Source organism: Hymenobacter sedentarius, assembly GCF_001507645.1.
In the GTDB taxonomy this organism is placed as follows: domain Bacteria; phylum Bacteroidota; class Bacteroidia; order Cytophagales; family Hymenobacteraceae; genus Hymenobacter; species Hymenobacter sedentarius.
On sequence record NZ_CP013909.1, the window covers coordinates 3,482,798 to 3,504,748 of the forward strand.

21 protein-coding genes are annotated in these 21,951 nt (G+C 60.6%); 10 read left to right on the forward strand and 11 right to left on the reverse strand.

Features of this window, described 5'->3' with window-relative positions; translation table 11 throughout:
* Nucleotides 1-11 precede the first annotated feature (11 nt).
* Nucleotides 12-1,094: a hypothetical protein gene (locus AUC43_RS14330; RefSeq protein WP_068194996.1), complete on the reverse strand. Its 1,083-nt coding sequence runs from the start codon at nucleotides 1,092-1,094 to the stop codon at nucleotides 12-14.
* A gap of 4 nt (nucleotides 1,095-1,098) precedes the next feature.
* Nucleotides 1,099-1,659, reverse strand: a complete 561-nt coding sequence (locus tag AUC43_RS14335; protein ID WP_082685106.1) for an RNA polymerase sigma factor — start codon at nucleotides 1,657-1,659, stop codon at nucleotides 1,099-1,101.
* A 275-nt stretch (nucleotides 1,660-1,934) separates the two neighbouring features.
* Between AUC43_RS14335 and AUC43_RS14340 the strand changes: the two genes are divergently transcribed.
* Nucleotides 1,935-2,930 (forward strand): ABC transporter ATP-binding protein, encoded by a 996-nt coding sequence (locus tag AUC43_RS14340; protein WP_071886110.1) that lies wholly within the window; start codon nucleotides 1,935-1,937, stop codon nucleotides 2,928-2,930.
* 56 nt (nucleotides 2,931-2,986) lie between these two features.
* Here AUC43_RS14340 and AUC43_RS14345 read toward each other — a convergent pair whose 3' ends face one another.
* Both AUC43_RS14345 and AUC43_RS14350 read right to left on the reverse strand, forming a co-directional pair.
* Complete coding sequence (locus AUC43_RS14345) at nucleotides 2,987-3,355, reverse strand: CoA-binding protein (RefSeq protein ID WP_068195001.1); 369 nt, start codon at nucleotides 3,353-3,355, stop codon at nucleotides 2,987-2,989.
* 76 nt (nucleotides 3,356-3,431) lie between these two features.
* Complete coding sequence (locus tag AUC43_RS14350) at nucleotides 3,432-3,857, reverse strand: hypothetical protein (RefSeq protein WP_199243452.1); 426 nt, start codon at nucleotides 3,855-3,857, stop codon at nucleotides 3,432-3,434.
* Between the two features lie 153 nt (nucleotides 3,858-4,010).
* Here AUC43_RS14350 and AUC43_RS14355 point away from each other — a divergent pair, with 153 nt between their 5' ends.
* Nucleotides 4,011-4,691, forward strand: coding sequence for an RNA polymerase sigma factor (locus AUC43_RS14355; RefSeq protein ID WP_068195004.1), 681 nt, complete (start codon nucleotides 4,011-4,013; stop codon nucleotides 4,689-4,691).
* Between the two features lie 19 nt (nucleotides 4,692-4,710).
* Here AUC43_RS14355 and AUC43_RS14360 read toward each other — a convergent pair whose 3' ends face one another.
* Nucleotides 4,711-6,282 (reverse strand): NAD(P)/FAD-dependent oxidoreductase, encoded by a 1,572-nt coding sequence (locus AUC43_RS14360; protein WP_068195007.1) that lies wholly within the window; start codon nucleotides 6,280-6,282, stop codon nucleotides 4,711-4,713.
* 164 nt (nucleotides 6,283-6,446) lie between these two features.
* Here AUC43_RS14360 and AUC43_RS14365 point away from each other — a divergent pair, with 164 nt between their 5' ends.
* A complete protein-coding gene (locus AUC43_RS14365) occupies nucleotides 6,447-7,772 on the forward strand; it encodes an MFS transporter (protein WP_068195009.1) in 1,326 nt (441 codons plus the stop codon).
* 315 nt (nucleotides 7,773-8,087) lie between these two features.
* Nucleotides 8,088-8,294 carry a hypothetical protein gene (locus AUC43_RS21010; RefSeq protein ID WP_157781096.1) on the forward strand — a complete coding sequence of 69 codons (207 nt, stop codon included), beginning with the start codon at nucleotides 8,088-8,090 and terminating at the stop codon, nucleotides 8,292-8,294.
* 60 nt (nucleotides 8,295-8,354) lie between these two features.
* Here the strand turns inward: AUC43_RS21010 and AUC43_RS14370 are convergent, their stop codons facing one another.
* On the reverse strand, nucleotides 8,355-8,636 hold the full coding sequence (locus AUC43_RS14370) for a hypothetical protein (protein ID WP_068195011.1): 282 nt from the start codon (nucleotides 8,634-8,636) through the stop codon (nucleotides 8,355-8,357).
* Nucleotides 8,637-8,816: 180 nt separating this feature from the next.
* Nucleotides 8,817-9,809: a tryptophan 2,3-dioxygenase family protein gene (locus AUC43_RS14375; protein WP_068195014.1), complete on the reverse strand. Its 993-nt coding sequence runs from the start codon at nucleotides 9,807-9,809 to the stop codon at nucleotides 8,817-8,819.
* A gap of 277 nt (nucleotides 9,810-10,086) precedes the next feature.
* Between AUC43_RS14375 and sdaAB the strand changes: the two genes are divergently transcribed.
* From sdaAB to AUC43_RS14405, 6 genes are all read left to right on the forward strand, one after another.
* Entirely contained in the window at nucleotides 10,087-10,767 is a 681-nt protein-coding gene (sdaAB, locus tag AUC43_RS14380) for an L-serine ammonia-lyase, iron-sulfur-dependent subunit beta (protein ID WP_068195017.1), read from the forward strand.
* Between the two features lie 53 nt (nucleotides 10,768-10,820).
* Nucleotides 10,821-12,347, forward strand: a complete 1,527-nt coding sequence (locus tag AUC43_RS14385) for a TolC family protein (protein WP_068195020.1) — start codon at nucleotides 10,821-10,823, stop codon at nucleotides 12,345-12,347.
* 87 nt (nucleotides 12,348-12,434) lie between these two features.
* On the forward strand, nucleotides 12,435-13,844 hold the full coding sequence (locus AUC43_RS14390) for an efflux RND transporter periplasmic adaptor subunit (protein WP_068195023.1): 1,410 nt from the start codon (nucleotides 12,435-12,437) through the stop codon (nucleotides 13,842-13,844).
* Between the two features lie 71 nt (nucleotides 13,845-13,915).
* A complete protein-coding gene (locus AUC43_RS14395; RefSeq protein WP_082685107.1) occupies nucleotides 13,916-14,905 on the forward strand; it encodes an NAD(P)H-dependent glycerol-3-phosphate dehydrogenase in 990 nt (329 codons plus the stop codon).
* A 6-nt stretch (nucleotides 14,906-14,911) separates the two neighbouring features.
* Nucleotides 14,912-15,784: a glycosyltransferase family protein gene (locus tag AUC43_RS14400; RefSeq protein WP_068195026.1), complete on the forward strand. Its 873-nt coding sequence runs from the start codon at nucleotides 14,912-14,914 to the stop codon at nucleotides 15,782-15,784.
* Nucleotides 15,785-15,905: 121 nt separating this feature from the next.
* On the forward strand, nucleotides 15,906-16,334 hold the full coding sequence (locus tag AUC43_RS14405; RefSeq protein WP_068195029.1) for an EamA family transporter: 429 nt from the start codon (nucleotides 15,906-15,908) through the stop codon (nucleotides 16,332-16,334).
* 7 nt (nucleotides 16,335-16,341) lie between these two features.
* Here AUC43_RS14405 and AUC43_RS14410 read toward each other — a convergent pair whose 3' ends face one another.
* From AUC43_RS14410 to AUC43_RS14425, 4 genes are all read right to left on the reverse strand, one after another.
* Nucleotides 16,342-18,126 carry a hypothetical protein gene (locus AUC43_RS14410; RefSeq protein WP_157781097.1) on the reverse strand — a complete coding sequence of 595 codons (1,785 nt, stop codon included), beginning with the start codon at nucleotides 18,124-18,126 and terminating at the stop codon, nucleotides 16,342-16,344.
* On the reverse strand, nucleotides 18,127-18,708 hold the full coding sequence (locus tag AUC43_RS14415) for a Maf family protein (protein ID WP_068195036.1): 582 nt from the start codon (nucleotides 18,706-18,708) through the stop codon (nucleotides 18,127-18,129).
* A gap of 14 nt (nucleotides 18,709-18,722) precedes the next feature.
* Entirely contained in the window at nucleotides 18,723-19,535 is an 813-nt protein-coding gene (locus AUC43_RS21015) for a hypothetical protein (RefSeq protein ID WP_157781098.1), read from the reverse strand.
* A 1,012-nt stretch (nucleotides 19,536-20,547) separates the two neighbouring features.
* A complete protein-coding gene (locus tag AUC43_RS14425) occupies nucleotides 20,548-21,876 on the reverse strand; it encodes a DUF1015 domain-containing protein (RefSeq protein ID WP_068195043.1) in 1,329 nt (442 codons plus the stop codon).
* Nucleotides 21,877-21,951: the final 75 nt, after the last annotated feature.

Below are 21,951 nucleotides of genomic sequence, written 5' to 3' on the forward strand. Positions count from 1 at the left end.
AAAATGAGAGGTTAGAGTTGAATGGATTTGGTGAGGCTGTGGCCGGCCACGGTGGCGCGCACGGTCACGTTCTCGGGGAGGCCGGTGACTTCGGCCAGGCTGACCCGCTCGCCCCGCGCCAGGTTGCGGGCCTGTTGCAGCAGCCGGCCGCCCAGACGGCGGCGCTCTGCCGGAGCTTCGGTAGCCACGGCCACGGCGGCGAGCTTGCCGGGTGTTGCCGCGGGCTCGCTGCCGTTTCGCACTTCTACCGTGATGAGCTCGGGCGCCGCGGCAACGGCCTGACTGGGAATCGAGCTGGCCGGGGCGATTTCCGCAGCGGGGGCAGGCTTGGGGTTCAGGGCCAGCACCCGTTCCGGCTCGGGGGTGGGCCGCTGCTCGTCAGCAGCGGTGGGCCGGGGCGGGGTAGGATGGGTGGCGGCGCGAGCCACGAGGGGAAGGCGAGCGGCGGCCGCGTCCGGCTGCCGACTGGTTTCCATCAGGTGGCGGGGCGACTGCCCGGGGGCTGACATCCTGGCCTTTGATGCGGTAGATGCAAGGGCTTCGGGACGGGTTGCCTGGCTGGTTATATTTTTTTCTGCTGGCGTAAGCAGCGTGGTTTCGGGGGTGCGGCTTGGCTCGGCCGCTGCTACCACTTCTTGCTCAGGAGAAGCAACGCCAGGAGTTGCTTTAGTAGCCTCAGTGTTATTGGGCAGGTTTAGGGCCGGCTGGTCGGGTATTGCCTGCTGTTGAGAAGCCACCGAACCCGTTTGGGCGGGGCGTAGCGGGAAGCCCAGCCAGAGGCCGGCGCCGCCGGCTACCAGCAGCAGCGCCAGGGCCGCGGCTACGGCCATGGGCCACCAAGCGGCAGCGCGGCGCTTTTTGGGGCGCAGATGTTCGTCTTCAAGGCGCTCCCATAATTCGCGGCCGGGCAGGGTGGCGTGCGTGTTGAGGCTTTTTTGAAACAGGAGGTCCAGCCGGTCGGCGTTGGCGTCGGCAGTGGGTTCGGAGGGCGATTGGGATTGGGCTTGGAGCCGGGCCCACAGCGCATCGCCGGGCGGGGTGGTGTGGCCGTCCAGTCGGTCGCGGAATAAGTCGTCGATATCTTCAGGAGGCATAATACTAATTGCTAGCGATGGCAGAAAACTGAATGCGGCGCTGCAGCATGGCGCGGGCCTTGCTCAGCTGCGATTTGCTGGTGCCTTCCGAGATGCCCAGCAGCTCGGCAATTTCCTGGTGGCCGTAGCCTTCCAGAGCGTAGAGGTTGAATACGGTGCGGTAGCCGGCGGGCAGGGTGGCCAGCAGGCCCATTAGGTCTTCGGCCTGCAGCTGGGTGTCGGCCGTAGCCGCGGTGGTGGCCAGGTTTTCGGGCTGCTGAAAATCTTCAAACGAAACCGTCATCATCTCGCGCTGGCGGAGCTGCATCAGGGCTTCGTTGACCATGATGCGGCGCACCCAGCCTTCAAAGCTCCCCTCGAACCGGTAGTTGGGCAGGGCCCGGAACATCTTGGCAAAACCCAGGATTAAAGCTTCTTCGGCGTCTTCGCGGCGCTTGAGATAGCGGCGGCACACGGTAAGCATGAGCCCGGCCAATTGGTCGTAGAGCTGGCGTTGGGCCCGGTGCTCGCCCCGCACACAGGCAGCGATGAGGTCGGCTTCGGTCGTCACGGTAAGAGTGGGCAAAAGGCAGAAGAGCTAGTGAGTCGACGCGGCAGATGCGAAAGTAGGGACAAGGGTTGCCTGCCCACTTTGCTTTTTTGTGGATGGCGCTAAATGGTGCTTTCATAAGCGGTTTTCTGGGTAATTGAGCTAATCTAGTAAGGCTTCAAGCTAACAAACCAGCGACCATTGGCTCCCTGGCAATGGCGGGGCTTGCGTAGCTTGCGCCACTTCACACCGCGTGCTCGAAATCCGAACTGTTTGCAGCCCTTTCCGCCCCATTCTTCAATTTGGCCCGCATGGCGTTGCTAGCCTTATCCGGCATCGGCCTGGAAGAGCACGGCCGCCGCGTGCTGGAGCAGATTAGCTTCACGCAGCAGCCACACCAGAAAATTGCGCTGGCGGGCGAATCCGGCACCGGCAAAAGCACCTTGCTGCAAATAATAGCCGGCCTGATTCAGCCCAACTCCGGCGAAGTGCGCGTGAATGGCAGCCGGGTGCGCGGCCCGGCCGAAACGCTGGTACCCGGCCACCCCGGCGTGGCGTACCTCGCGCAAAATTCTGCGCTGCCGCACTCGCTGCGGGTAGAGCAGGTGCTGCGCTACGCCAACAAGCGTCCCGCTGCAGAAGCCCAGGCCCTGTACGAATTGTGCCGCATCGACCACCTGGCACAACGCCGTACTGACCAGCTCTCCGGCGGCGAGCAGCAACGCGTGGCTCTGGCGCGGCTGCTATTGGGCTCGCCCCAGCTGCTGCTGCTCGATGAGCCGTTTTCCAACCTGGACCGCATGCATAAGCGCGTGCTGCAGGGCATCATCGAAGAACTGGGCTCGCGCCTGGGCATCACCTGCCTGCTGGTTTCGCACGACGCGGCCGATACGCTGTCGTGGGCCGATGAAATCCTGGTAATGCACCGGGGCGGCATCATTCAGCAAGGCCCGCCGCAGGAAATCTACCAGCAACCGGTAAACGAGTACACGGCCGCCCTCTTTGGCGACTACAACCTGCTGCGCGGCACCGACCGCCAGGCCCTGGCGCCCGTTTCCAAGCGGAAAGCCTCGACGACCCAGCTCATGGTGCGACCGGAGCAGCTCCGCCTAGGGCCAGGCACCGGAGTTGGGCTGAATGGTACCGTAGCCGCCGTTCGGTTTTTCGGGGGGTATTATGAGGTTGAGGTTGCCCTCTCAGAAACCACCATCAATGTCAGAACCGATACAGCTGCGTTTTCTCCTGGAGATATGGCTCAGGTCTCCGTAATGCCCGGTGCTGGCTGGAATATAGCATTACCCAATTAAATAAAAAGGCCCCAGCAAATCTTGCTAGGGCCTTTTGCTTTCTGAGCCGAGGCTGGCTAATACTGCCCAATCGAGAGCAAAACCAGGGTGCAGGCTTCTTCGGTCTGGATGCCACGGTCCCGGGCCAAGCGCTGCAACTCGGGGTTCTCCGTGCCCGGATTGAATAGAATTCGCTTGGGCTGGAGGTCCAGAATGTAGTCGTACCAGGCGGGCTGATTCTGCGGGCCCACGTAGAGCGTCACGGTATCGATGTCGCCATCGGCGGGCCGGTCGGTGTGGATATCGAGCCCGGCTACCTGGCCTTTGCGAATGCCCACGGGCACCACGTCGTGGCCGTGGTTTTTGAGCATGTGCACGGCGCGGAACGAGTAGCGCGCGGGATTGTCGGAAGCTCCGAGGACGAGGGTTTTCTTATTGGATTCCATGGGCGGGCGAAGCGTGGGATAAATAAAATGCGGACGGGCTTATCTGTACGCAACAACCGCCTCAGGGGCCGAGGAGTCACGAGTGACTCTCCGGAGCGGAGCTCAGGCGGGCCAGCGACCACGCGCCCATGGCCATGGCCACGTCGCGCACGGCCACGTCATAATAATGCCCGCCTATTATTAAGGTGGCGGCAATGCACAGCAGCCAGGCCATAACGACCCACGCCCCAATGCGGGGCCGGGCAAACACCAGAATGCCGGCTATAACCTCAATGACGCCCACAATCATCATAAACGTATGGGCCGGCACGGGCAGCACTTTCACAATGCCCGGGGCGAGGTAGGCTTCCCACTTCGTGAGCAGGTTTGTGAACTTATCGAGCCCGGCTACAATGGGCACGACACTGTAGGTCAAGGTCAGGGCCCGGACAACGGAGTGCGCGGCGCTGGAAGTGGGCTGGGTGCGTTGCTGGCTGTAGGGAAAATTTGCAGAAGGTTGCATGGCGCTAGGGTTTAATGGGTTTGTTGCCATTAGATGCACAGCCCGGGCCAGGGGTTACAGCAGCAGTGGGGCATGGGACTTGTAACCTTTTCCATGATTTTTCATCTAACCATGGCCGCCGCGCGATGCCGCGCGTAGCTCAATATTCGCCCCATGATTCCGCCCTTAGCCGTTATGCCGTTCGTTCCGCTTACCGATTCTGAGGTCATCCACCGGGTGCTGGCGGGTGAGAAGAAGCTCTTCGAGCTGCTCATGCGCCGCTACAACCAGCGCCTGTACCGCACCGGCATTGCCTTGCTTGGCCATCCCGCGGCCGCCGAAGAAGCCATGCAGAACGCCTGGGTAAAGGCCTACGAGCAACTGGCCCAGTTTGAAGAGCGCGCCAGCTTCCCAACCTGGCTCACGCGCATCATGCTCAACGAATGCCTCATGGACCGCCGCCGGCAGCAGCGCCTCGTGGACCTGGACGACGACACTGCCGAAGACGCACCAGACCAGCGCCCCGCTGCCGGCACGCCCTTGCAGAACTTGCTGAACGAAGAGCTGCGCGAAGCTCTGGAAGCCGCCGTAGAGTCCCTGCCCGAAATGTATCGGAGCGTTTTTGTGCTGCGCGAAGTGGAAGGACTGAGCGTACACGAAACCGCAGATGCCCTTCATCTCACCGAAGCCAACGTAAAAGTGCGGCTGCTGCGGGCCCGCGAACGGCTCCGAAACCAGCTGGCGCACTTCGCTCCCCAGCAAGCCTTCGCCTATCTCGGACCCCGCTGCGACAATATGGTTCACCACGTACTAGCCCGCCTGGGTGCCCAACCGGGGGCACACAACCTAAACTAGCTAAAGCAAGCTGCCTGCGCTACCGGCCCACCAGCGCGGCCACCGCTTCGGCGCACCGCTCGCCATCCATGGCGGCCGACACGATGCCGCCGGCATAGCCCGCGCCCTCGCCGCACGGAAATAGCCCCGCCACCACGGGGTGCTGCAGGGTGTCCTTGTCGCGCGGAATGCGCACCGGCGCCGAGGTCCGGCTTTCCACGCCCACAATCTGGGCGGCGTTGGTGGCATACCCGGGAATTTTGCGACCGAAGTCCCGGAAGCCCTGGCGCAGGCGCTCGGCCAGCACGGGCCCCAGCACGTCGTCCATGCGCACCGACACCAGGCCGGGCTGGTAAGACGTTTCCAGTAGTGTATTCGACTGCTTGTCCTTCAGGAAATCGCCAAGGAGCTGGGCCGGCGCGTGCTGGGTGCCGCCCGCGATGTGGCAGGCGCGCTGCTCAATTTCCTGCTGAAAGTGCAGGCCGGCCATGGGGCCATACTGCTTCACGTCCAAATCAGACAGCTCCACGGCGGCCACAATGCCGGAGTTGGCAAAGCGGGAGTCGCGGCGGCTGGGCGACATGCCGTTTACCACCACTTCGCCCGGGGCCGTGGCGGCCGGCACAATAAAGCCACCGGGGCACATGCAAAACGAAAACACGCCCCGCTGCTCGCCGCGCACTTCGGTTTGGTGCACCAGCGAGTAGGAAGCTGCAGGCAGCAGGCCCCGCTCGGCCCGGCGATACTGGGCCTGGTCGATGAGCGCCTGCGGATGCTCCACCCGCACGCCCAGGGCAAAGGGTTTGGCTTCGATGAGCACTCCCCGGCGGTGCAGCAAATCGTAGATGTCGCGGGCGGAATGGCCGGTAGCCAGAATGGTGGCATCGGCTTCCAGCGCCTCGCCGGTGGCCGTGACCACGCCGCGCAGGCGGTCCTTTTCCAGAATGAGGTCGGTTACGCGGGTATCGAAACGAACTTCGCCGCCGGCTGCAATAATGGCGTCGCGCAAGTCCTGCACCACGGCTGGCAATTTGTTGGTGCCAATGTGGGGGTGGGCATCCACGAGAATATCCGGGGTGGCGCCGTGCTGCACCAGGCGGCGCAGCACCCGGCCCACATCGCCGCGCTTGGTGGCGCGGGTGTAGAGCTTGCCATCGGAGTAGGTGCCCGCGCCACCTTCGCCAAAACAGTAATTAGAATCCGGGTTAACAACCTGGTCCTTGTTGATGGCGGCCAGGTCGCGGCGCCGCGCCCGGACGTCGAGCCCGCGCTCCAGCACGATGGGTTTTATACCCAGCTCAATGCAGCGCAAGGCCGCAAACAGGCCAGCCGGGCCAGCCCCAACTATGATAGTAGAGCGAGTAGCTGTTTTAACATTTGGATAAACAAACCAGGGCCCAAATAGGTCGGCAGGAGGCGCGGATTGGTACACGTCGGCGCGTAGCCGCACCATGGCTTGGCGGCCACGGGCATCAATAGAGCGCCGCTTTAAATGCACAAAATCGGCTTCACCGGGTTGGAGCCCGGCTTGCTGTAATATGGCTTCATAGCGCGCAAGCTCATCGAAAGCTACTTCCGGGGCAAGTAAGACTTCTAATTCTTGTTTTAACATTTGTGTAATATGAAAGGTGGCTATCCTTTAGGAGTTCAACTCAACTTGAGCTGTGAAGACACAAAGTTAAGCGGTGACGCTGCGGGGGATTTGCTGACCTTAGACGCACAACGCACCCAATGATGGGACCGCGCCGACGCGAATCCGTTCTGTTTATTTGCCGCATGACAGCTTCCGCTCCCGCTACTTCCCGCCCCATCTCGCGTCTGCGCTCCATCGTCAGTGGCTCCATTGGCAACTTGGTGGAATGGTATGACTGGTATGCCTACTCAGCCTTTGCGCTGTATTTCGCGCCGGTGTTTTTCCCGAAGGGCAGCCCCACGGCCCAACTGCTCAATACCGCAGCCATTTTTGCGGTGGGCTTTCTGATGCGGCCGCTCGGGGCGTGGCTGCTCGGCGCCTATGCCGACCGGCATGGGCGTAGAGCGGCGCTGCTGTTGTCGGTCCGGCTGATGGCCGGTGGCTCCCTGCTGATTGCGGCCACGCCGGGCTATGCGCGCATTGGGGTGGCGGCTCCGGCGCTGTTGCTGCTGGCCCGGCTGGTACAGGGCATCAGTGTGGGCGGCGAGTACGGCACCTCGGCTACCTATCTCAGCGAGATGGCTGGCGCCAGGCACCGCGGGTTTTGGTCCAGCTTTCAGTACCTGACCCTAATGGGCGGGCAGCTGCTGGCCCTGGTGGTGCAGCTGGGCTTGCAGCGCCTGCTCACGCCCGCCGAGCTCGGCGACTGGGGCTGGCGTGTGCCTTTCGTGATTGGGGCGGTGGCAGCCATGGGCGCGCTGTACCTCCGCACGCACATGGGCGAGACGGCTGCTTTCGAGCAGCACCAGCTGGGCGTGTTGTCTGCCGATGCGGAAGGAGAGGGCCCGGCTCCCTCACGGGGCCAGATGCACTTGCTCCGGCAGCATCCCCGGGCGGTGCTCACGGTGGTGGGCCTCACCATGGGCGGCACGCTGGCCTTTTATACGTTCACCACCTATGCTCAGAAATTCCTGGTGAACACCGCGGGGTTCAGCAAGGAGCAGGCCACCCTCATTTCTTTCGGGGTAATGGCCGTCGCGTTGTTGTTCCAGCCCCTGATGGGCGCCATCTCGGATAAGGTGGGCCGGCGGCCAGTTCTGATAATGTTTGGCCTGGGGGCCACGCTGGGTACGGTGCCGCTGCTACGCCTGCTGGCCCACACCCACGATGCCTGGGCCGCCGCCGGCCTGCTCATTGCGGCGCTTTTTGTGGTGAGCGGCTACACCTCCATCAGCGCCGTGGTGAAGGCAGAGCTGTTTCCGACGTCCATCCGGGCCTTAGGGGTGGGGCTGCCGTTTGCGCTCACGGTCGCCATTTTTGGCGGTACGGCCGAATACGTGGCCCTGCTGGCGAAGAATCAGGGGGTAGAGGAGTGGTTCTACTGGTACGTGACCGGCTGCGCGTTTCTGTCGCTGCTGGTGTACTGGCGCATGGGCGACACGCGGGATGCCGGGATGATGGATGACTAATTGCCCGCGGATAGCCAGAAGAAAGCCAGCCCCACTGCCACTCGAGGCAATGTGGGGCTGGCTTTCTTCTGCCGCCCGAAAACTTAGGCACCTGTAAGGGACTGCCCCATGCCCGGGAGCCCAAAGAAACATAAGCACCTCCATTGCTTTTGAGGTGGCTGCACAGTAACTTGGGGAGAGCCAAAGGGGTGTTTATATCAATGGATTATCCCGCTTCATGGGGTGCTAGGAAATCGGCGTAATTCCTAGCCGTTGGGTTGAGGTCCCGGGTTGGCTCAACTCAGGCTTTTTAACCACACTTTTTTCGCCTTAGCCATGAAATTGCTTGAAAATTCGCGGCCCTTGTCCTGGGGATGGGTTATGTTTTTGATGACCGTAATGGTGATTGCAGGAATGGTAGCTTGGTGGAGTTGGACCCAAACCGGCCAGGGTGGCCTCTGGTATATTCCGGCGGGTTTTGTCATCATGATAGCGGCTTACCTGATTTTTAGAAGGAGCGGCCATACCCCCACGCATTCCTAACGCCAGCCTAAAAAGCACGGCCCCAGGCGCGCTGGGCTACCCGCTCAGCGTTGGGCGGGGCTAGGCCTGGGGCTGGTCGGGCTCCGGGGTTGTGTTAGACGCAAAGCCTTTAGTGAGCTGGCCCAACTCTACGTGGGATTTGGCGGTGCTGGTATACACTTCGGTCAGGGTTGCCATCAGCGCCTTGGCTACTTCCGGGCCATTGCGGGCAATAGTGCCCCCGATAACACTGTAGTAAAACGTTGCAAGCGTGTCGCTGTCCCACATGCTGGAGGCATTGTGGTGCAGGTTGCGCAGGTGTTCGAGCGCATCGTCGATGCTCTTTTGGTCGGATTGGGTCATAAGAAGGGCAGTTGAAGAAGGGGTGGTGCCAGCGGCTCCCACCGGGTGTGTACGGCTGGCGGGTAGCAGCTAGATACAGAATGGCTGTATTTTCAGTGAGGCCATCACCGGGCAAGCCGCCCCACACCACGGTGCAGCGGCTTTTCTGACGATTGCCAAAGCTCGATGGTGCAAGTTGGGCTAAGCCCGGACGCCTTCGTCCAATACCTGCTCCACCCAGCTTTTGCCCCAGTCAGCGAGTTCCTGCTCGGTCCAGAGCTGGGGGTAGAAAATGCGGCGCTGAAACTTGGGCGGCAGGTAGCTGCGCCAGTTGGTGCCGCCGGTGGCGGGCACGTCGGTGGGGTTGCGCTGCAGGTAGCGCACCGCCGATTTGAAGTGCATCAGCGGCCAGTTCACGTTCACGCTCACGTCGAGCTGGCGCATGGCGCGCAGCAGGCGGGGGTGGTGGCGGTCTTCTTCAGGCAGGCGCTGCACCACGGCCCACACGTTGCGGTCGTGGTAGGCTTCGGCGTGGCGCACGAGGTCGGCCGTGTACTTGCGCTCGAACTCGATTAGGGTAAGGGCTTTGGCGCCGCTGGCTTCGATGGTGGCGCCGGCTTTCCAGTAAATGCAGCCTAGCAGCTGGTCGTAGTCGTGGGCTGAGGCCTCGCCCAGGGCCTGGCGCTTGGCCTTGTCGGTGAGGTTTTCGAGGCTGGTGCTGGCAATTTCTATCATCCGGTACTGCACCGACTGAAACCCGGACGCGGGCATCAGGGCCATGCGGAAATCGAGAAACTGCTGCTTGTCCATGCCGTCCACCATCACATCAAACGAGTCGATGAGGTTGTCGAAGTAGCGGTTGATGCGCCCGAGGCGCAAGACTACCTCGCCCAGGGTGGGCTCGGCGAGGTCGCCGATTTGCTCGTATTCGCAGAGGCAGAGCTTAAAGTACAGCTCCGAAATCTGGTGGTACATGATAAAAATCCGCTCGTCGGGCAGGTTTGTCAGCGGGCGCTGCAGCGAAAGGAGCGTATCGAGCTCGATGTAGTCCCAATAGTTGATATACTTGGCGTGGTACAGGCCTTCGAGGTAGGCGGCCAGGTCTTGGCCGTCGGGGGCGTATTTCTCCTGCAGCCGACGCAATTGGGTGAGCACGGCCGGAGAAAACTCCTCCTGGGTGGAATGAGGGGACATGGAAAACAGGGGTGAGGTGGGAGGGGAACGCCTGGGTGGGGCAAGGGCAAATATCGGCAAATAACCCAGGTTTGGAGGGGCGGATTCCGGCCCTTTTCCAACCAAAACGCAACTAGCCCGGTTGCGCCGCATCTTTGTCCTCAAATAACCGGGTGCCGGTTTTTTTAGCCTTGGAAAGTGTACTTATGCTTTGGACAATGCTAAAAATGCCGCCACACCCGATAGAGCGCAAAACCCGCTACTTTTAGCCCCACAACCGCAAGGAAGGGGCAAGTCCATGGCTGAAAAATCCAGTATTTTTGATATGATTGGGCCCGTGATGATTGGGCCCAGCTCGTCGCACACGGCCGGGGTCGTGCGCATCGCGCGCGCCGCTATCCGCATTCTGGGCGCCGTGCCCACCGAGGCCGTCATCACGTTCTACAACTCGTTTGCGCGCACCTACGAGGGCCACGGCTCGGACCGGGCCATCGTGGCCGGGCTGCTGGGCTACGCGCCCGATGACATTCGCATTCGCACGGCGTTCGACCACGCCGAGGAGGCCGGCCTGCACTACACGTTTCAGAGCGTGGGCAACGCCTCCACCATGCACCCCAACACCATCAAGTTAAACCTGCTCGATGGGCGCACCGGCCACCGCGTGGAAGTGGTGGGCCAAAGTCGGGGCGGCGGCGTCATCCGCATCGTAGAAGTCGATGGGTTTCCTTCGGATTTTTCGGGCGCGCTGCACACGCTCATCATCGATGCCAACGACGTGCCCGGCTCCATTGCTTTCATTGCATCGGTCATTGCTCACGACGAGTGCAACATCGCCACCATGTTTGTCAGCCGCAAGGGCCGCAACGACGCCGCGCGGCAGTTTATCGAGATGGACAGCCCCATCAAGGAAATAACGCTGGCCTACCTGCGGCAGCTCAGCTGGGTGCAGCGCATCACCTACATTCCCACTTTGGATTAGGCCTGCCTTACTTTGCAGCAAACTGTTTATTCCTACGCGGTTTTACCCCCTTTATGAATACAACCGGGTTTCCTTTCGCGGCCTCTTTCGTGCTGGGCTGCCTGTTGGCAGCGCCGGGCCGGGCCCAAACCCCGGCTTTGCCGCCCGCTTCGGCGCTGGCGGGCCAGCCCACGCCCGCCGGCCCCTGGACCCTGCAAGCAACCGTAGACTACGCCCTGGCCCACAACCTAAGCGTGCGGCAAAGCGAGCTCACGGCCCAGCAGCAGCAGGCCACCCAGCGCCTGCAACGCGCTGCGCTGCTGCCCACGGCCGGCCTCAATGGCAACCAGACCTTTAGCTTCGGCACCAACAAAGACCCGTTCACCAACCAGTTTCAGGCCGTGAACGTCCGCGGCAACAACTTCACGGCCAGCGCGCAGGTGACCCTGTTTTCGGGCTTTCAGCTGCGAAACACGGTGAAGCAGGGCGTGCTCGACGCCGAAGCGGCGCGGGTAGACATCGTGAAGGCGCGAAACGATTTGTCGCTGAACGTGGCTTCGTCGTTTTTGCAGCTGCTGCTGGCGCAGGAATTGATTCGGGCCTCCGAAGCGCGCCTGAGCACGGTGCGCGAGCAGGTGTCGCGCAGCGAGAAGCTGCTGCGGGCTGGCGCCGTCGCCGAGGGCAATGTGCTCGATAGCCGCGCCCAGCTTGCCGGAGAGGAGCGCACCCTCGTCACGGCCCAAAATCAGCGCGACCTAGCCCTGCTGGCCCTGGTGCAGCAGCTCAACCTGGACCCCGCCGGCGCCGCCCGCTTTCAGGTGCTGGCGCCCGTGCTGCCCGACCCCACGGCCTTTGCGGCCGCCACGGGCCAGGACCTGGACCCCAACGCCACCTTTGAGCTGGCCCGCCAGAACCTGCCCGAAATCAAGGCCGCCGAGCTGCGCGTGCAAAGCGCCCGGCGCGGCATCGACATTGCCCGCGGGGCTTTCTATCCCCGCCTGACTATGGCGGGTGGCGTGCAAACCGGTTATTCGTCGGTGCGTACCCAGCAGCTGCGCGTTACCGGCGAACCCATTGCCGTGCCGGTGCTGCAGGTGAACCCCGCCGCGCCGGGCGGCTATTCGCCCTCGCCGTACGTGCTGCTCACGCCGCAAACAACCTTTCAGCAGCTGCCCTACAACTTCTTCGACCAGCTGGCCGATAACCGGGGCGAGTTTTTGCAGTTCAGCCTTGGCATCCCCATTATTAACGGCTTGCAAAACCGCGTGGGCGTGCAACGTGCCCAGGTGAACGTGCAGCAAGTAGAGTTGCGGGCCGAGCAAACCCGGCTGCAGCTGCGCCAGTCCATTCAGCAGGCCTACGCCGATGCCCTGGCCGCCCAGCGGCGCTTTGCCGCCAGCTCCCGCCAAGTGGAGGCCCTCACGCTGGCCTTCCGCAACGCGGAAATCCGCTTCAACAACGGCTTGCTGAATGGCACCGATTTCAACATTGCCCGCAACAACCTCACGGCCGCTGAATCGGACATGATTCAGGCCAAGTACGAGTTTTTCTTCCGCCGCAAGGTGCTGGACTTCTACCAGGGCAAGCCGCTGTCCCTGTAAGGGGGGCTGAGCGAATGGGTAACCGAGGTTACCCGCTGCCTCAACATTTTCCCGCTCCCCGTTTTGCTAATTCACCGCTTCATTTAAATGAAAAACAACCGTTTACTCTATATCCTGGCCACCGTCGTACTCGTGGCCCTAGTGGGCTACACCGTGGCAAAAAAACGCGGCTGGATTGGCAAGCCGGCCGGGGTGGAGGTGCTGGTGGCCAAAGCCGGCCCGGCCAACATTGTGGAGAAAGTAAGTGCGTCGGGGAAGGTGCAGCCCGAAACCGAAGTAAAAATCTCCCCCGACGTATCGGGCGAAATTATTGAGCTGTATGTACAGGAAGGGGATTCGGTGCGCAAAGGCCAGCTGCTGCTGCGCATCCGCCCCGACAATTATCAGGCCCAGGTGGCCATGCAAAGTGCCCAGGTGGGCACCCAGCGCGCCAACGTGGGCCAGGCCCAGGCCCGCCTGCAGCAGCTGCTGGCCAGCGCCAAGCAAACCGAGCTCACCTACCGCCGCAATGCCTCGCTGTACAAGCAGAAGGTGATTTCGCAGGCCGACTACGAAGCCAGCCAGGCCGCGTACAACGCCTCGCAGGAAGAAATAAACAGCGCCCGCCAGCAAATCCGCGCGTCGCAAAGCACCGTGAGTGCGGCGTCGGCCTCGCTGGAGGAAGCCCGCAAAAACCTCAACAAAACTACCATCTATGCGCCTGTGAGCGGCACCGTAAGCAAGCTCAACGTGAAAAAGGGCGAGCGGGTAGTGGGCACCACCCAAATGGCGGGCACCGAAATCATGCGCATTGCCAACCTCAACAACATGGAGGTGCGCGTGAACGTGAACGAGAACGACGTGAACAACGTGAGCATCGGCGACTCGGTGGACGTGGACGTGGACGCCTACAGCAACCGCAATGAGAAATTTAAGGGCCTTGTCACCAACATCGCCAACACGGCCAAAGACGCCCTCACCTCCGAGGCCGTGACCGAGTTTGAAGTGCGCATCCGCCTGCTGCCCGAGAGCTACAAGCACTTGCTGCGCACCGTGGGCAAAAAAACAATCGTGCCTTTCCGGCCCGGCATGACGGCCTCGGTCGATATCATCACCGACCGCAAATCCGGGGTGCTGAGCGTGCCGCTGGCGGCCGTTACCACCCGCTCCGACTCTGCTGCGGCCAAGGGAGACGACAAGGGTGGCCCGGGTATGAGCCCAAGCCGCGGCCGGGGCACGGCTACCGCCGTAACGCCGGGCGCCGCCCCAAAAGCCGAGATTCAGGAGGTGGTGTTCGTTGTGAAAGACGGCAAAGCCGTACTTACCCCCGTGAAGACCGGCATCAGCGATTTCCAGAATATTGAGATTCTCAGCGGCGTGCCCGCCGGGGCCCAGGTTGTGAGCGGGCCGTTTCGCGCCGTGGCCAAAACCTTGAAAGACGGCGCCGTTGTGGACATCAAGGACGCCAAAAGCCTAAATAAAGAAGCGCTGAAGGACGAGCCGGACGCAAATAAATAATTTCAAACAGAGCATAAACTCCCTTGCTGCAGCCAGCAGGGGAGTTTGTTGCTTTTTAAGCCATTGTTCTCTTGGAAAAAATTGCCATGCTTGGCGGCGGCTCCTGGGCCACCGCCCTTACCAAAATCCTGAGTGAAAACGGGGCCCGGGTAGACTGGTGGCTGCGGTCGAAAGACGACGTGCAGCACCTGCTGCGCACCCGCCACAACCCGCGCTACCTCTCGGCCGTGCAGTTCGACCTGAACCGCGTGTACCCAACCACCGATTTGGAGGATGCCATCGAAGAAGCCGATTGGGTGGTGCTGGCCGTGCCCGCCGCCTTTGTGCAGTCGGTGCTCGACAAGCTGGACCGCGACGCCCTGAAGCACAAGCGCGTGATTTCGGCCATCAAAGGCATGATTCCGGCCAAAAACCAGCTCGTGACCGACTACGTGGCCGAGCGGTTTCGGCTCAATCGCAACCAACTGGGCGTGATTGCCGGCCCGTGCCACGCCGAGGAAGTGGCCTTGGAAAAGCAGAGCTACCTCACCATCGGCTCGCCCGATGCGGACCTGGCCCTGGAGTTTTGTGAGCTGCTGCGCAACCGCTACGTGCGCGCCCACCCCGCCACCGACCTCGACGGCATCGAGTACTGCGCGGTGATGAAGAACATCATCGCCCTCACCGGGGGCATTGCCCACGGCGTGGGCTACGGCGACAACTTCCTGGCTGTGTTGGTGAGCAACGCGGTGCAGGAAATCCGCCGTTTTCTGCAGGCCATCAATCCGCAGCCGCGCGACCTTTCGGCCTCGGCCTACCTCGGCGACTTGCTCGTGACGGCCTACTCGCAGTTCTCGCGCAACCGCACGTTTGGCGGCATGGTGGGGCGCGGCTACTCCGTGAAATCAGCCCAACTGGAAATGAACATGGTGGCCGAAGGCTACTACGCCGTGAAAAGCATTTTTGAGCTCAACAAGAAGCTGAAGGTGCACATGCCCATTACCTCGGCGGCGTACCGGGTGCTGTACGAAAAGGTGGCCCCGACCGTGGAAATGGAGATTTTGAAGGAGCAGTTGCGTTAAAAGTCCATGAAAGTTATCGGTTTCACCTTCGTGCGCAATGCCGTCACATACGACTACCCGGTAGTGGAAAGCATCCAATCGCTGCTGCCGCTGTGCGACGAAGTAGTGGTGGCCGTGGGCAACTCCGACGATGATACGTTGCGCTTAATCAATAGCATTAACTCGCGAAAAATCCGCATCATTGAAACCGTGTGGAACGACACCCTACGCGAAGGCGGTCGGGTGCTGGCCGTGGAAACCGATAAAGCCTTGGCCGCCGTGCCAGCCGATGCCGATTGGGCCATTTACCTGCAGGCTGACGAAGTGCTGCACGAGAACGACTATCCGGCCATTCGTGCCGGCATGGCCCGGTGGGCGGCCGACCCGCAGGTAGATGGCCTGCTGTTCAACTACCGACATTTCTACGGTTCCTATGATTACGTGGGCGACTCGCGGCGCTGGTACCGCCGCGAAATCCGTATCGTGCGGCCCAACCGGAGCGTGTACTCGTACCGCGACGCCCAGGGCTTTCGCAAGGGCAATAATGAGAAGCTGCAAGTGAAGCTGCTCGATGCTACCGTGCACCATTACGGCTGGGTGAAGCCGCCGGCCGCCATGCAGCGCAAGCAGGAAACCTTCAACCGGCTGTGGCATTCCGACGAATGGGTGGCTGCCAATGTGGTGCCCGCCGCCAAGTTTGATTACAGCCAGATAGATTCGCTTAAGCCGTTTGAGGGCCGCCATCCGGCCGCCATGCTCGAGCGCATTCACCGGCAAAACTGGCAGTATGCCCACAACATGTCCCGCAACCGCTACCGCTTCAAAGACCGGCTCAAGCAGGTTTTTGAAAACCTAACCGGCTACCGTCTGGGCGAATACCGCAACTACAAGCTGCTGTAAAGTGGCCGAGTGGCGCCGTAATGCCGGCTCAAGCGCCAGCCCAACTACCCCGAATGGGCCTGAGCTTATCCCTTTTCCAATGAGCCAATCCACTTGGCCCGCCCGAAACCGCTCAAATAACATGAATTGGCTGCCCCTTGCCTTGCTCACGGCCTTGTGCCTGGCGCTTTACAATTTCTTCATCAAGCTGGCCTCCAATCATTTGCCAGCGGCTATGGGGGCCGTGGTGCTGCAGCTGGTGGCCGCTGCGCTCGGCGCCGCGTGGCTCCTGAAACTAAAGCTGCAGGGCCAGCCGCTGCCGATGAACAGCAAAGGCCTGGCCCTGGCGGCGCTGGCGGGGGTGAGCGTTGGGTTGGCTGAGATTTTGACTTTTGTGGTGTTTCAGCGCGGGGTCAATTCTTCGGTGGGCACGCCCGTGATTGTGGGCGGCTCGGTGCTGCTCACCGCGCTGCTTGGGCTGGTGGTGTTGCGCGAAGCACTCACGCCGACCCAAGCCGGGGGCATGCTGCTGATTGTGGTGGGCATCGCGCTGTTGGCGCGGGGTCACTAACCTGGGTTCATCGCATCCAGGCCCTGGTTTGGAGGTTATAGTTCTGGGGTACGCGGTAGATTTCTACGTCCGGATTTTGGAATACAGGCGGGAAGTTGAACTTGGGCTGGAAGTATCCGCGCTTGTTGGGGAAAGCCACCACGTAGTCGTACCGGGAATTGCCAAGCTGCTGATAGTCGATTTGCCAGTTGCGGTTGCGCTGCTCGGTGTGGGCATAAAATCGAAAGAACAGATTGTGCGTGGGCTCGGGGATGAGCACGCGGCCCGGGGGATTGGCCGCCAGCCATACCAGGCCCGCGTGGTAGTTAGCGTTGCTGCCCCGGGCCGTTGGGTTCACCCGCACCACCGAGAAGGTTTCGTACAAAGCAAACAGCCCGGCCAGCGTAAGCATGGCGCGGCGCGGCCAGCGGTGGGCTGGCACGGGCCATTGCCACAGCACCCATTCCACCACCAGCCCGGCGAGGATAAAGAAGTAAAACGCCTTGTAGAGTAATACCCGCTCGGGTGGAAATACCCGCTGTACCAGGATAGCTGCATAAGGCAAGCTGATAAACCAAAGGGCTGGCAGCCCCACTTGCCGCAGCCGCATCGCCATGTTGGCTGGCAGTTTACCGGCCCGGGCCTGGTAGAACATCCAACCTATGAGAGCGAGCACCGGTAGCGTGATTAGTGGCCCCAGCGTGCGCTGGCCGGCCAGAAAACCTTCGTTGTGCCAGAGGTAACCGGGCAAAAGCGGCCAGAATACGCCCGGCGCTAAGGTTTCGACGTAGCCATTGCGGGCAAAGATGCGCAGCCCGGACACGAGCAGGAGGGGAGCATACAGGACTGCCGTGGCCACGCCAATGAGTGCGCCCACCATTATCAGCGGGACCAACTGCCCCCGCCGCTCCCGCCGCAAAAAGGCCAGGCTCAACCACGAAAAGGTTGATGCCAGCACATACACGAAGGTGGGAATGGTATAGCAGCCCACCACCCCGGCCACCAGGATGCTGGCCCAGGCGGCGCGGTGGCGCCCGCGCTCGGCCAACAGCTCAACCATGCTAAAAAAGACGATGCCCGCCAGCCAAATCAACAGCCAATATCCCCGGCCAACCCCCGCGTGGTACAAGCTGAGCTGCAGCCAGCAAAACAGGCTGGTCGCCACCAGGGCCACCACAAAGCTAGCCCGCCGCAGCAGCGCCGCAAACAGGAATCCCGTGGCAGCGGTGCTAATCAGCAGTACGGGCAGGCGCATGCTCCACCAGAACCCGGGGCTAAGCTGGTAAAACAGCAGGCTGATGGTGTTCGAAAAGACGTGGTTGTTGGGTATCGGATAATAAGCGGCGGTCGCCAATAGCCCCTTGCTAACAAACACTTCATACGACACGGCATCATCGTACTCGGGATTATAAATGCTGAAGTACAGCCTGATGGCCGTAAGCCCCACGAAGGACCAGAAGGCTACCCGGCACTCTGCTGTTGTAAGCTCCTTGAGCCCCTTGAGCAAGCCCTTTGCAGATTGAGCTACTTCAGCGGCCAGGGCTGAAATCTCCTGCCGGCAGATTCTACTAGCTGCAAGTGTGGCCGAAATTCCAGCCAGTAACACCGCCGATACCGCTAAGGCATTGCGGATATTTGCAAATTCCTGCGCCGTGAAATCCTGAATGTGCCAGGTATAAAAGGGAAACACTTGGTCTAGGGAGCGCGCTTCGGCCCAGGTTGCGGAGCTGAGCACCAAAGTCGCATAAGCTGCGCACAGCGCCAAAAGGCCGGCGCCCAGCAGCCCAAACAGTCGTAACGAAATTCTACCCATTTACCCACGCGTGGGCAATGCCCCCAGCTTTTCCAATTCTTCCCACACGCGGTGGGTGGGCAGGCCCATTACCGTGAAGTACGACCCTTCGAGCCGGGCGATGCCGACCATGCCCAGCCAGTCCTGCGCACCGTAGGCCCCGGCTTTATCGAATGGCTTGGCGGAGGCAATGTAGTGGCTGATTTCGGCCGGGCTCAGTGGGCGGAAGTGTACGGTGGTCTGGTCCGAAAACACTACCTCACGGCCGTCGCCGCAGCGCAGGCACACGCCGGTAAACACATCGTGGGCCCGGCCCTGCAGGCGGGTGAGCATGGCGGTGGCTTCCGCCACGTCGGCTGGTTTGTTGAGCACGTCGTCTCCTAGGCACACGATGGTATCGGCGGTTAGGACCACCTCATCGGCCGCGAGGCCCTCGGTGTATGCGGCTGCTTTGCGGGCAGCCAGGTATTCGGCTACTTCTGCCCGCCGCAAGTGGGCGGGGAAATCTTCATCAACTTCAAGCAGCCGGATTTCATAATCCAGCCCCATGTCGGTGAGCAACTGGCGCCGGCGGGGAGAGTTGGAGGCTAGAATTAAATGCATTTTATCAAATTGAATTAAAACCAGAAGAAACTAGAAGGTCTCGCTGGTAAGCTAAGTGACGGAATCGTTTGATATTGATAAACCCATAAATGCTTAGTACATAATGCCGCTCTATAATGGCGTAGGCCTAAGTGGGCTGGCGGCAGTTCGTCATGAGCGAGCACCAAGTAATCATAGTTCCAAAGCAAAGGAGTGTCATTAAAGAACCGTAAAGCGTAATTTTGTACAGCTGGCCGGGAGCGGCCCGCCGAAACTGCTTTGTGAATGAGGTACAAGTCGTATGCCGGAACGGTAGTCAGGATGCTCCGCGGGTGGTTGCCACTAAGCCATTTTTCAACCGCCTGACATTCGACGTTGTATTCCTGCGCTGTTTGCAGAGTTCTGGACAATTGAGCTATGCGAACAAGGGTATAGCTGCCGCCTACCAAAAAGGCAGCTATCCACACAGCAAAGGCTCTTTTGCGCATCGTGATGGCGGCAACTTCTACTGCGATGCCTGTCAATACGAGGGCCATCCACAATGTGTAGTGTAGGGTTCGGGCGGGTGGCATTACTCGTTGCAGCAGCAACAGTGGCAGAGGAGTGAGTACGCCAAACCAAACCACCCACCCAGCTAATTTAAGCTTAGAGATATCCCGCCGTATTAGCAACACTGGAGCTAACATGAGTAATCCAAGTACCGGCCAGCCTAGAGCGGTGCGCCCGTATAGGTTTGTAAGCAAGGTGGGGATGTAATAAGACGGCAGATTCCGCCAGAAATTTACGGCGTCCATTTGCGCAACGTAAGGATTCGCCAGCAACAAATTCCATCCAGATAGCAAGGCCACTGGTAGGTAGAGCAGTAATACTAAGCCACCAACTCCGCCTCCAGCCACAAGCAACTGCCACCGCAATGGAATGGCAGTTCGCCGAGGAGCAGCAAGCAGCATAGTAACGCCTGCTCCTGCAAAAGGGTATAAAAAAGTGGGGATTAAATAAAAGCCAGTCACACTGGAGCCCACCCACACTACCCATGCTAAGCGGTGGTAGGAGGGACCCCGCAGCAGCACCACAGTGGCAAGCATAACTGCTTGTATGCACAATGTTTGGAGGCCGTACCCACGCATAGTGGTAGCGTACTCTACCGCCATGGGAGAGAGTTGGAAGAATAGCGTGGCAAAAAGAGCTACTCGGAGCGACGTGAGGTGAGTTAAAACCATGAAGCCGACCATTAATCCTACCAAGCTAAGTAGGAATACCGGCAGGCGCATTATAATGTCTGGCGCGCCGGCTGCGTAAAATTGGAAAAGTGGCCACCCCAACAAGCTGTTCAATACGTGGTTGTTGGGCAACAGGTAAAAGGACGCGGCCACGGCTGGACCCGGCGCGACGAAGTAATCCGTGGTGATTAGCTCGTCGTTGTTAAATGGGTTGTGGAGTAGATAATACGTGCGGACCGCCATAATCACTAGCAGCCCAACTTGGGCTCCTATCTGACCAGCCGGTGAGCAGTATAGCAGTGTATGAGCGATGGCCCGTGTTGCGCTAACTGTGTCGCGTACAAAGAGGTGAAACGCACGATGTGCTTTGCTGTGGCAAAATGCAAGGCCCAGAGCTCCTATGCTCAATAAGGCATAGGCTACCCCGCGTAGCCACAGGTAGCTTGTCGCCGTGTGGGCCAGGTGGCGCGGGGGCCATGGAATGTTGGCTAGCCGTGCAGCGTGGTTGGCCGATTCCAATGCCGGACCTAGAGTAGAATAAGGTAATGAACTGTATAGAATCACTAAATGAGTCCCTACCAGGAGTGAGCCTAACAGCAGCAATAGCAGTAAAAATCGCATATGCAAAAAGCTGTGGCAGCTATTTGATTTGGAAGTTTTGGAAATGGCCGGCGAAGTGGTTGTCCGCGTCTTCGTCGGCAATACTGCTGAACAGGAAGCCGCCGATGGTTTTGGGGTAGAAGAACGTGGACTTGGGCGGCATCACGGCGCCCGAGTGGCACACGGCTTCCACCTCGGCCATGCTCACCTCGTTCACGATAATGGCGGCGCGGGCCTCGCCGCTGTCTACGCGCTGCATGCATTCGGCAAAGTTGCGCACGTAAGCCACGCCCGGCCACGTGCGCTGCACATCCGGCCCCACCAGCCCCAGGGCTTTTTCCAGCACGAAATAGTGGAGCACCGTCAAGTCCAGGGCTTTTATTTCGTCGGTCGTGTCCCAATCCAACAGGGCGTGGGCTTCGGGCAGCAGGCGGATTTTGAAGGCTTGCCCGCCGAGGTACAGCCCAAAGGCCCAGGGTTTGCCGGCGATGATTTCGGGCAGGTCGTTGGCGTCGTCCTTGGGGGTGATGGTGAAGTAGGGCTGGAGACGTTCCAATAGCTGTGCGTCGCTCGGGTTGCCGGGCAGCTCCAGCAACAGGCGGTGAGTGGGCAGGATGCGCAGGTCGTCGGCCGCCGCGTTGGTGAGGTACATGAGGTGGTAGTTCCAGGGTTCGTACCCGGTTGCGTAGGGGCTGGCGGCCTGGCGGGCATGGCGGTAGGAGAGCGAACCTTCGTAGCGATGGTGGCCATCGGCGAGAATCACTTGCCGGGCGTTGAGCACTTCCTGAAACCGCCGGATGATGGCCACGTCCTGAATCACGGCCAGCACGTCGCGGGCGCCCTGATAGTCTTCCTCCGTTTCGTACAGCGGCGATTGTATGGCCTCGTCCAGGTAGGTTTCCAGCTCAAAGTCTTCGTCGCGGTACAGGCCGTGCGTGGCGCTGGTCTGGAACTGGGTGCGGGCCAGGAGCGCGGCTCGGTCGTTCACCGAGGCCGGGAGGGTGTTCTCGTGGCGCAATACCACTTTCTCGTCCCATTCATAGGCCTTGATGTGGCACATGAAGCCCTTGCGGCAGTACTCGCGGGGGCTGCCCGGGAGCCGGAAATACTGGTAATACGCGTAAATACCGGGCAACTCATCCTGCAGCAGCACGCCGCTGGCCTGCCACTCGCGCAGCCGGGCCAGGGCCGCGGCGGCCGGGTCGTCGGCCCGGGGCACCGAGAGGTGAATGGAATTGAGCGGATTGCGGTATAGCGCTTCGCGCTGCTTCGCGGATACCACATCAAAAAGCGGGGAAACATACGCGTCGATGTCGGCGCTAAGGGTGGAATTGTAGCGCCAGCCGCGCAAAGGTTGAATTTCAGCCACGTTCTATTTACAATTAACAATTATCATTTAACACTTCAATAATCAAAAGAAATTTCCTAGGGAGTGTTTACAGTT

Bases quoted from the DNA above. Each gene is read 5' to 3' on its own strand.
- AUC43_RS14360 (WP_068195007.1), bottom strand. From the start codon at position 6,282: ATGTTAAAACAAGAATTAGAAGTCTTACTTGCCCCGGAAGTAGCTTTC.
- AUC43_RS14390 (WP_068195023.1), top strand. From the start codon at position 12,435: ATGAAAAACAACCGTTTACTCTATATCCTGGCCACCGTCGTACTCGTG.
- AUC43_RS14345 (WP_068195001.1), bottom strand. From the start codon at position 3,355: ATGGAATCCAATAAGAAAACCCTCGTCCTCGGAGCTTCCGACAATCCC.
- sdaAB (WP_068195017.1), top strand. From the start codon at position 10,087: ATGGCTGAAAAATCCAGTATTTTTGATATGATTGGGCCCGTGATGATT.
- AUC43_RS14385 (WP_068195020.1), top strand. From the start codon at position 10,821: ATGAATACAACCGGGTTTCCTTTCGCGGCCTCTTTCGTGCTGGGCTGC.
- AUC43_RS14375 (WP_068195014.1), bottom strand. From the start codon at position 9,809: ATGTCCCCTCATTCCACCCAGGAGGAGTTTTCTCCGGCCGTGCTCACC.
- AUC43_RS14400 (WP_068195026.1), top strand. From the start codon at position 14,912: ATGAAAGTTATCGGTTTCACCTTCGTGCGCAATGCCGTCACATACGAC.
- AUC43_RS14415 (WP_068195036.1), bottom strand. From the start codon at position 18,708: ATGCATTTAATTCTAGCCTCCAACTCTCCCCGCCGGCGCCAGTTGCTC.
- AUC43_RS14410 (WP_157781097.1), bottom strand. From the start codon at position 18,126: ATGGGTAGAATTTCGTTACGACTGTTTGGGCTGCTGGGCGCCGGCCTT.
- AUC43_RS14340 (WP_071886110.1), top strand. From the start codon at position 1,935: ATGGCGTTGCTAGCCTTATCCGGCATCGGCCTGGAAGAGCACGGCCGC.
- AUC43_RS14350 (WP_199243452.1), bottom strand. From the start codon at position 3,857: ATGCAACCTTCTGCAAATTTTCCCTACAGCCAGCAACGCACCCAGCCC.
- AUC43_RS14365 (WP_068195009.1), top strand. From the start codon at position 6,447: ATGACAGCTTCCGCTCCCGCTACTTCCCGCCCCATCTCGCGTCTGCGC.
- AUC43_RS14405 (WP_068195029.1), top strand. From the start codon at position 15,906: ATGAATTGGCTGCCCCTTGCCTTGCTCACGGCCTTGTGCCTGGCGCTT.
- AUC43_RS14330 (WP_068194996.1), bottom strand. From the start codon at position 1,094: ATGCCTCCTGAAGATATCGACGACTTATTCCGCGACCGACTGGACGGC.
- AUC43_RS14370 (WP_068195011.1), bottom strand. From the start codon at position 8,636: ATGACCCAATCCGACCAAAAGAGCATCGACGATGCGCTCGAACACCTG.
- AUC43_RS21010 (WP_157781096.1), top strand. From the start codon at position 8,088: ATGAAATTGCTTGAAAATTCGCGGCCCTTGTCCTGGGGATGGGTTATG.
- AUC43_RS14355 (WP_068195004.1), top strand. From the start codon at position 4,011: ATGATTCCGCCCTTAGCCGTTATGCCGTTCGTTCCGCTTACCGATTCT.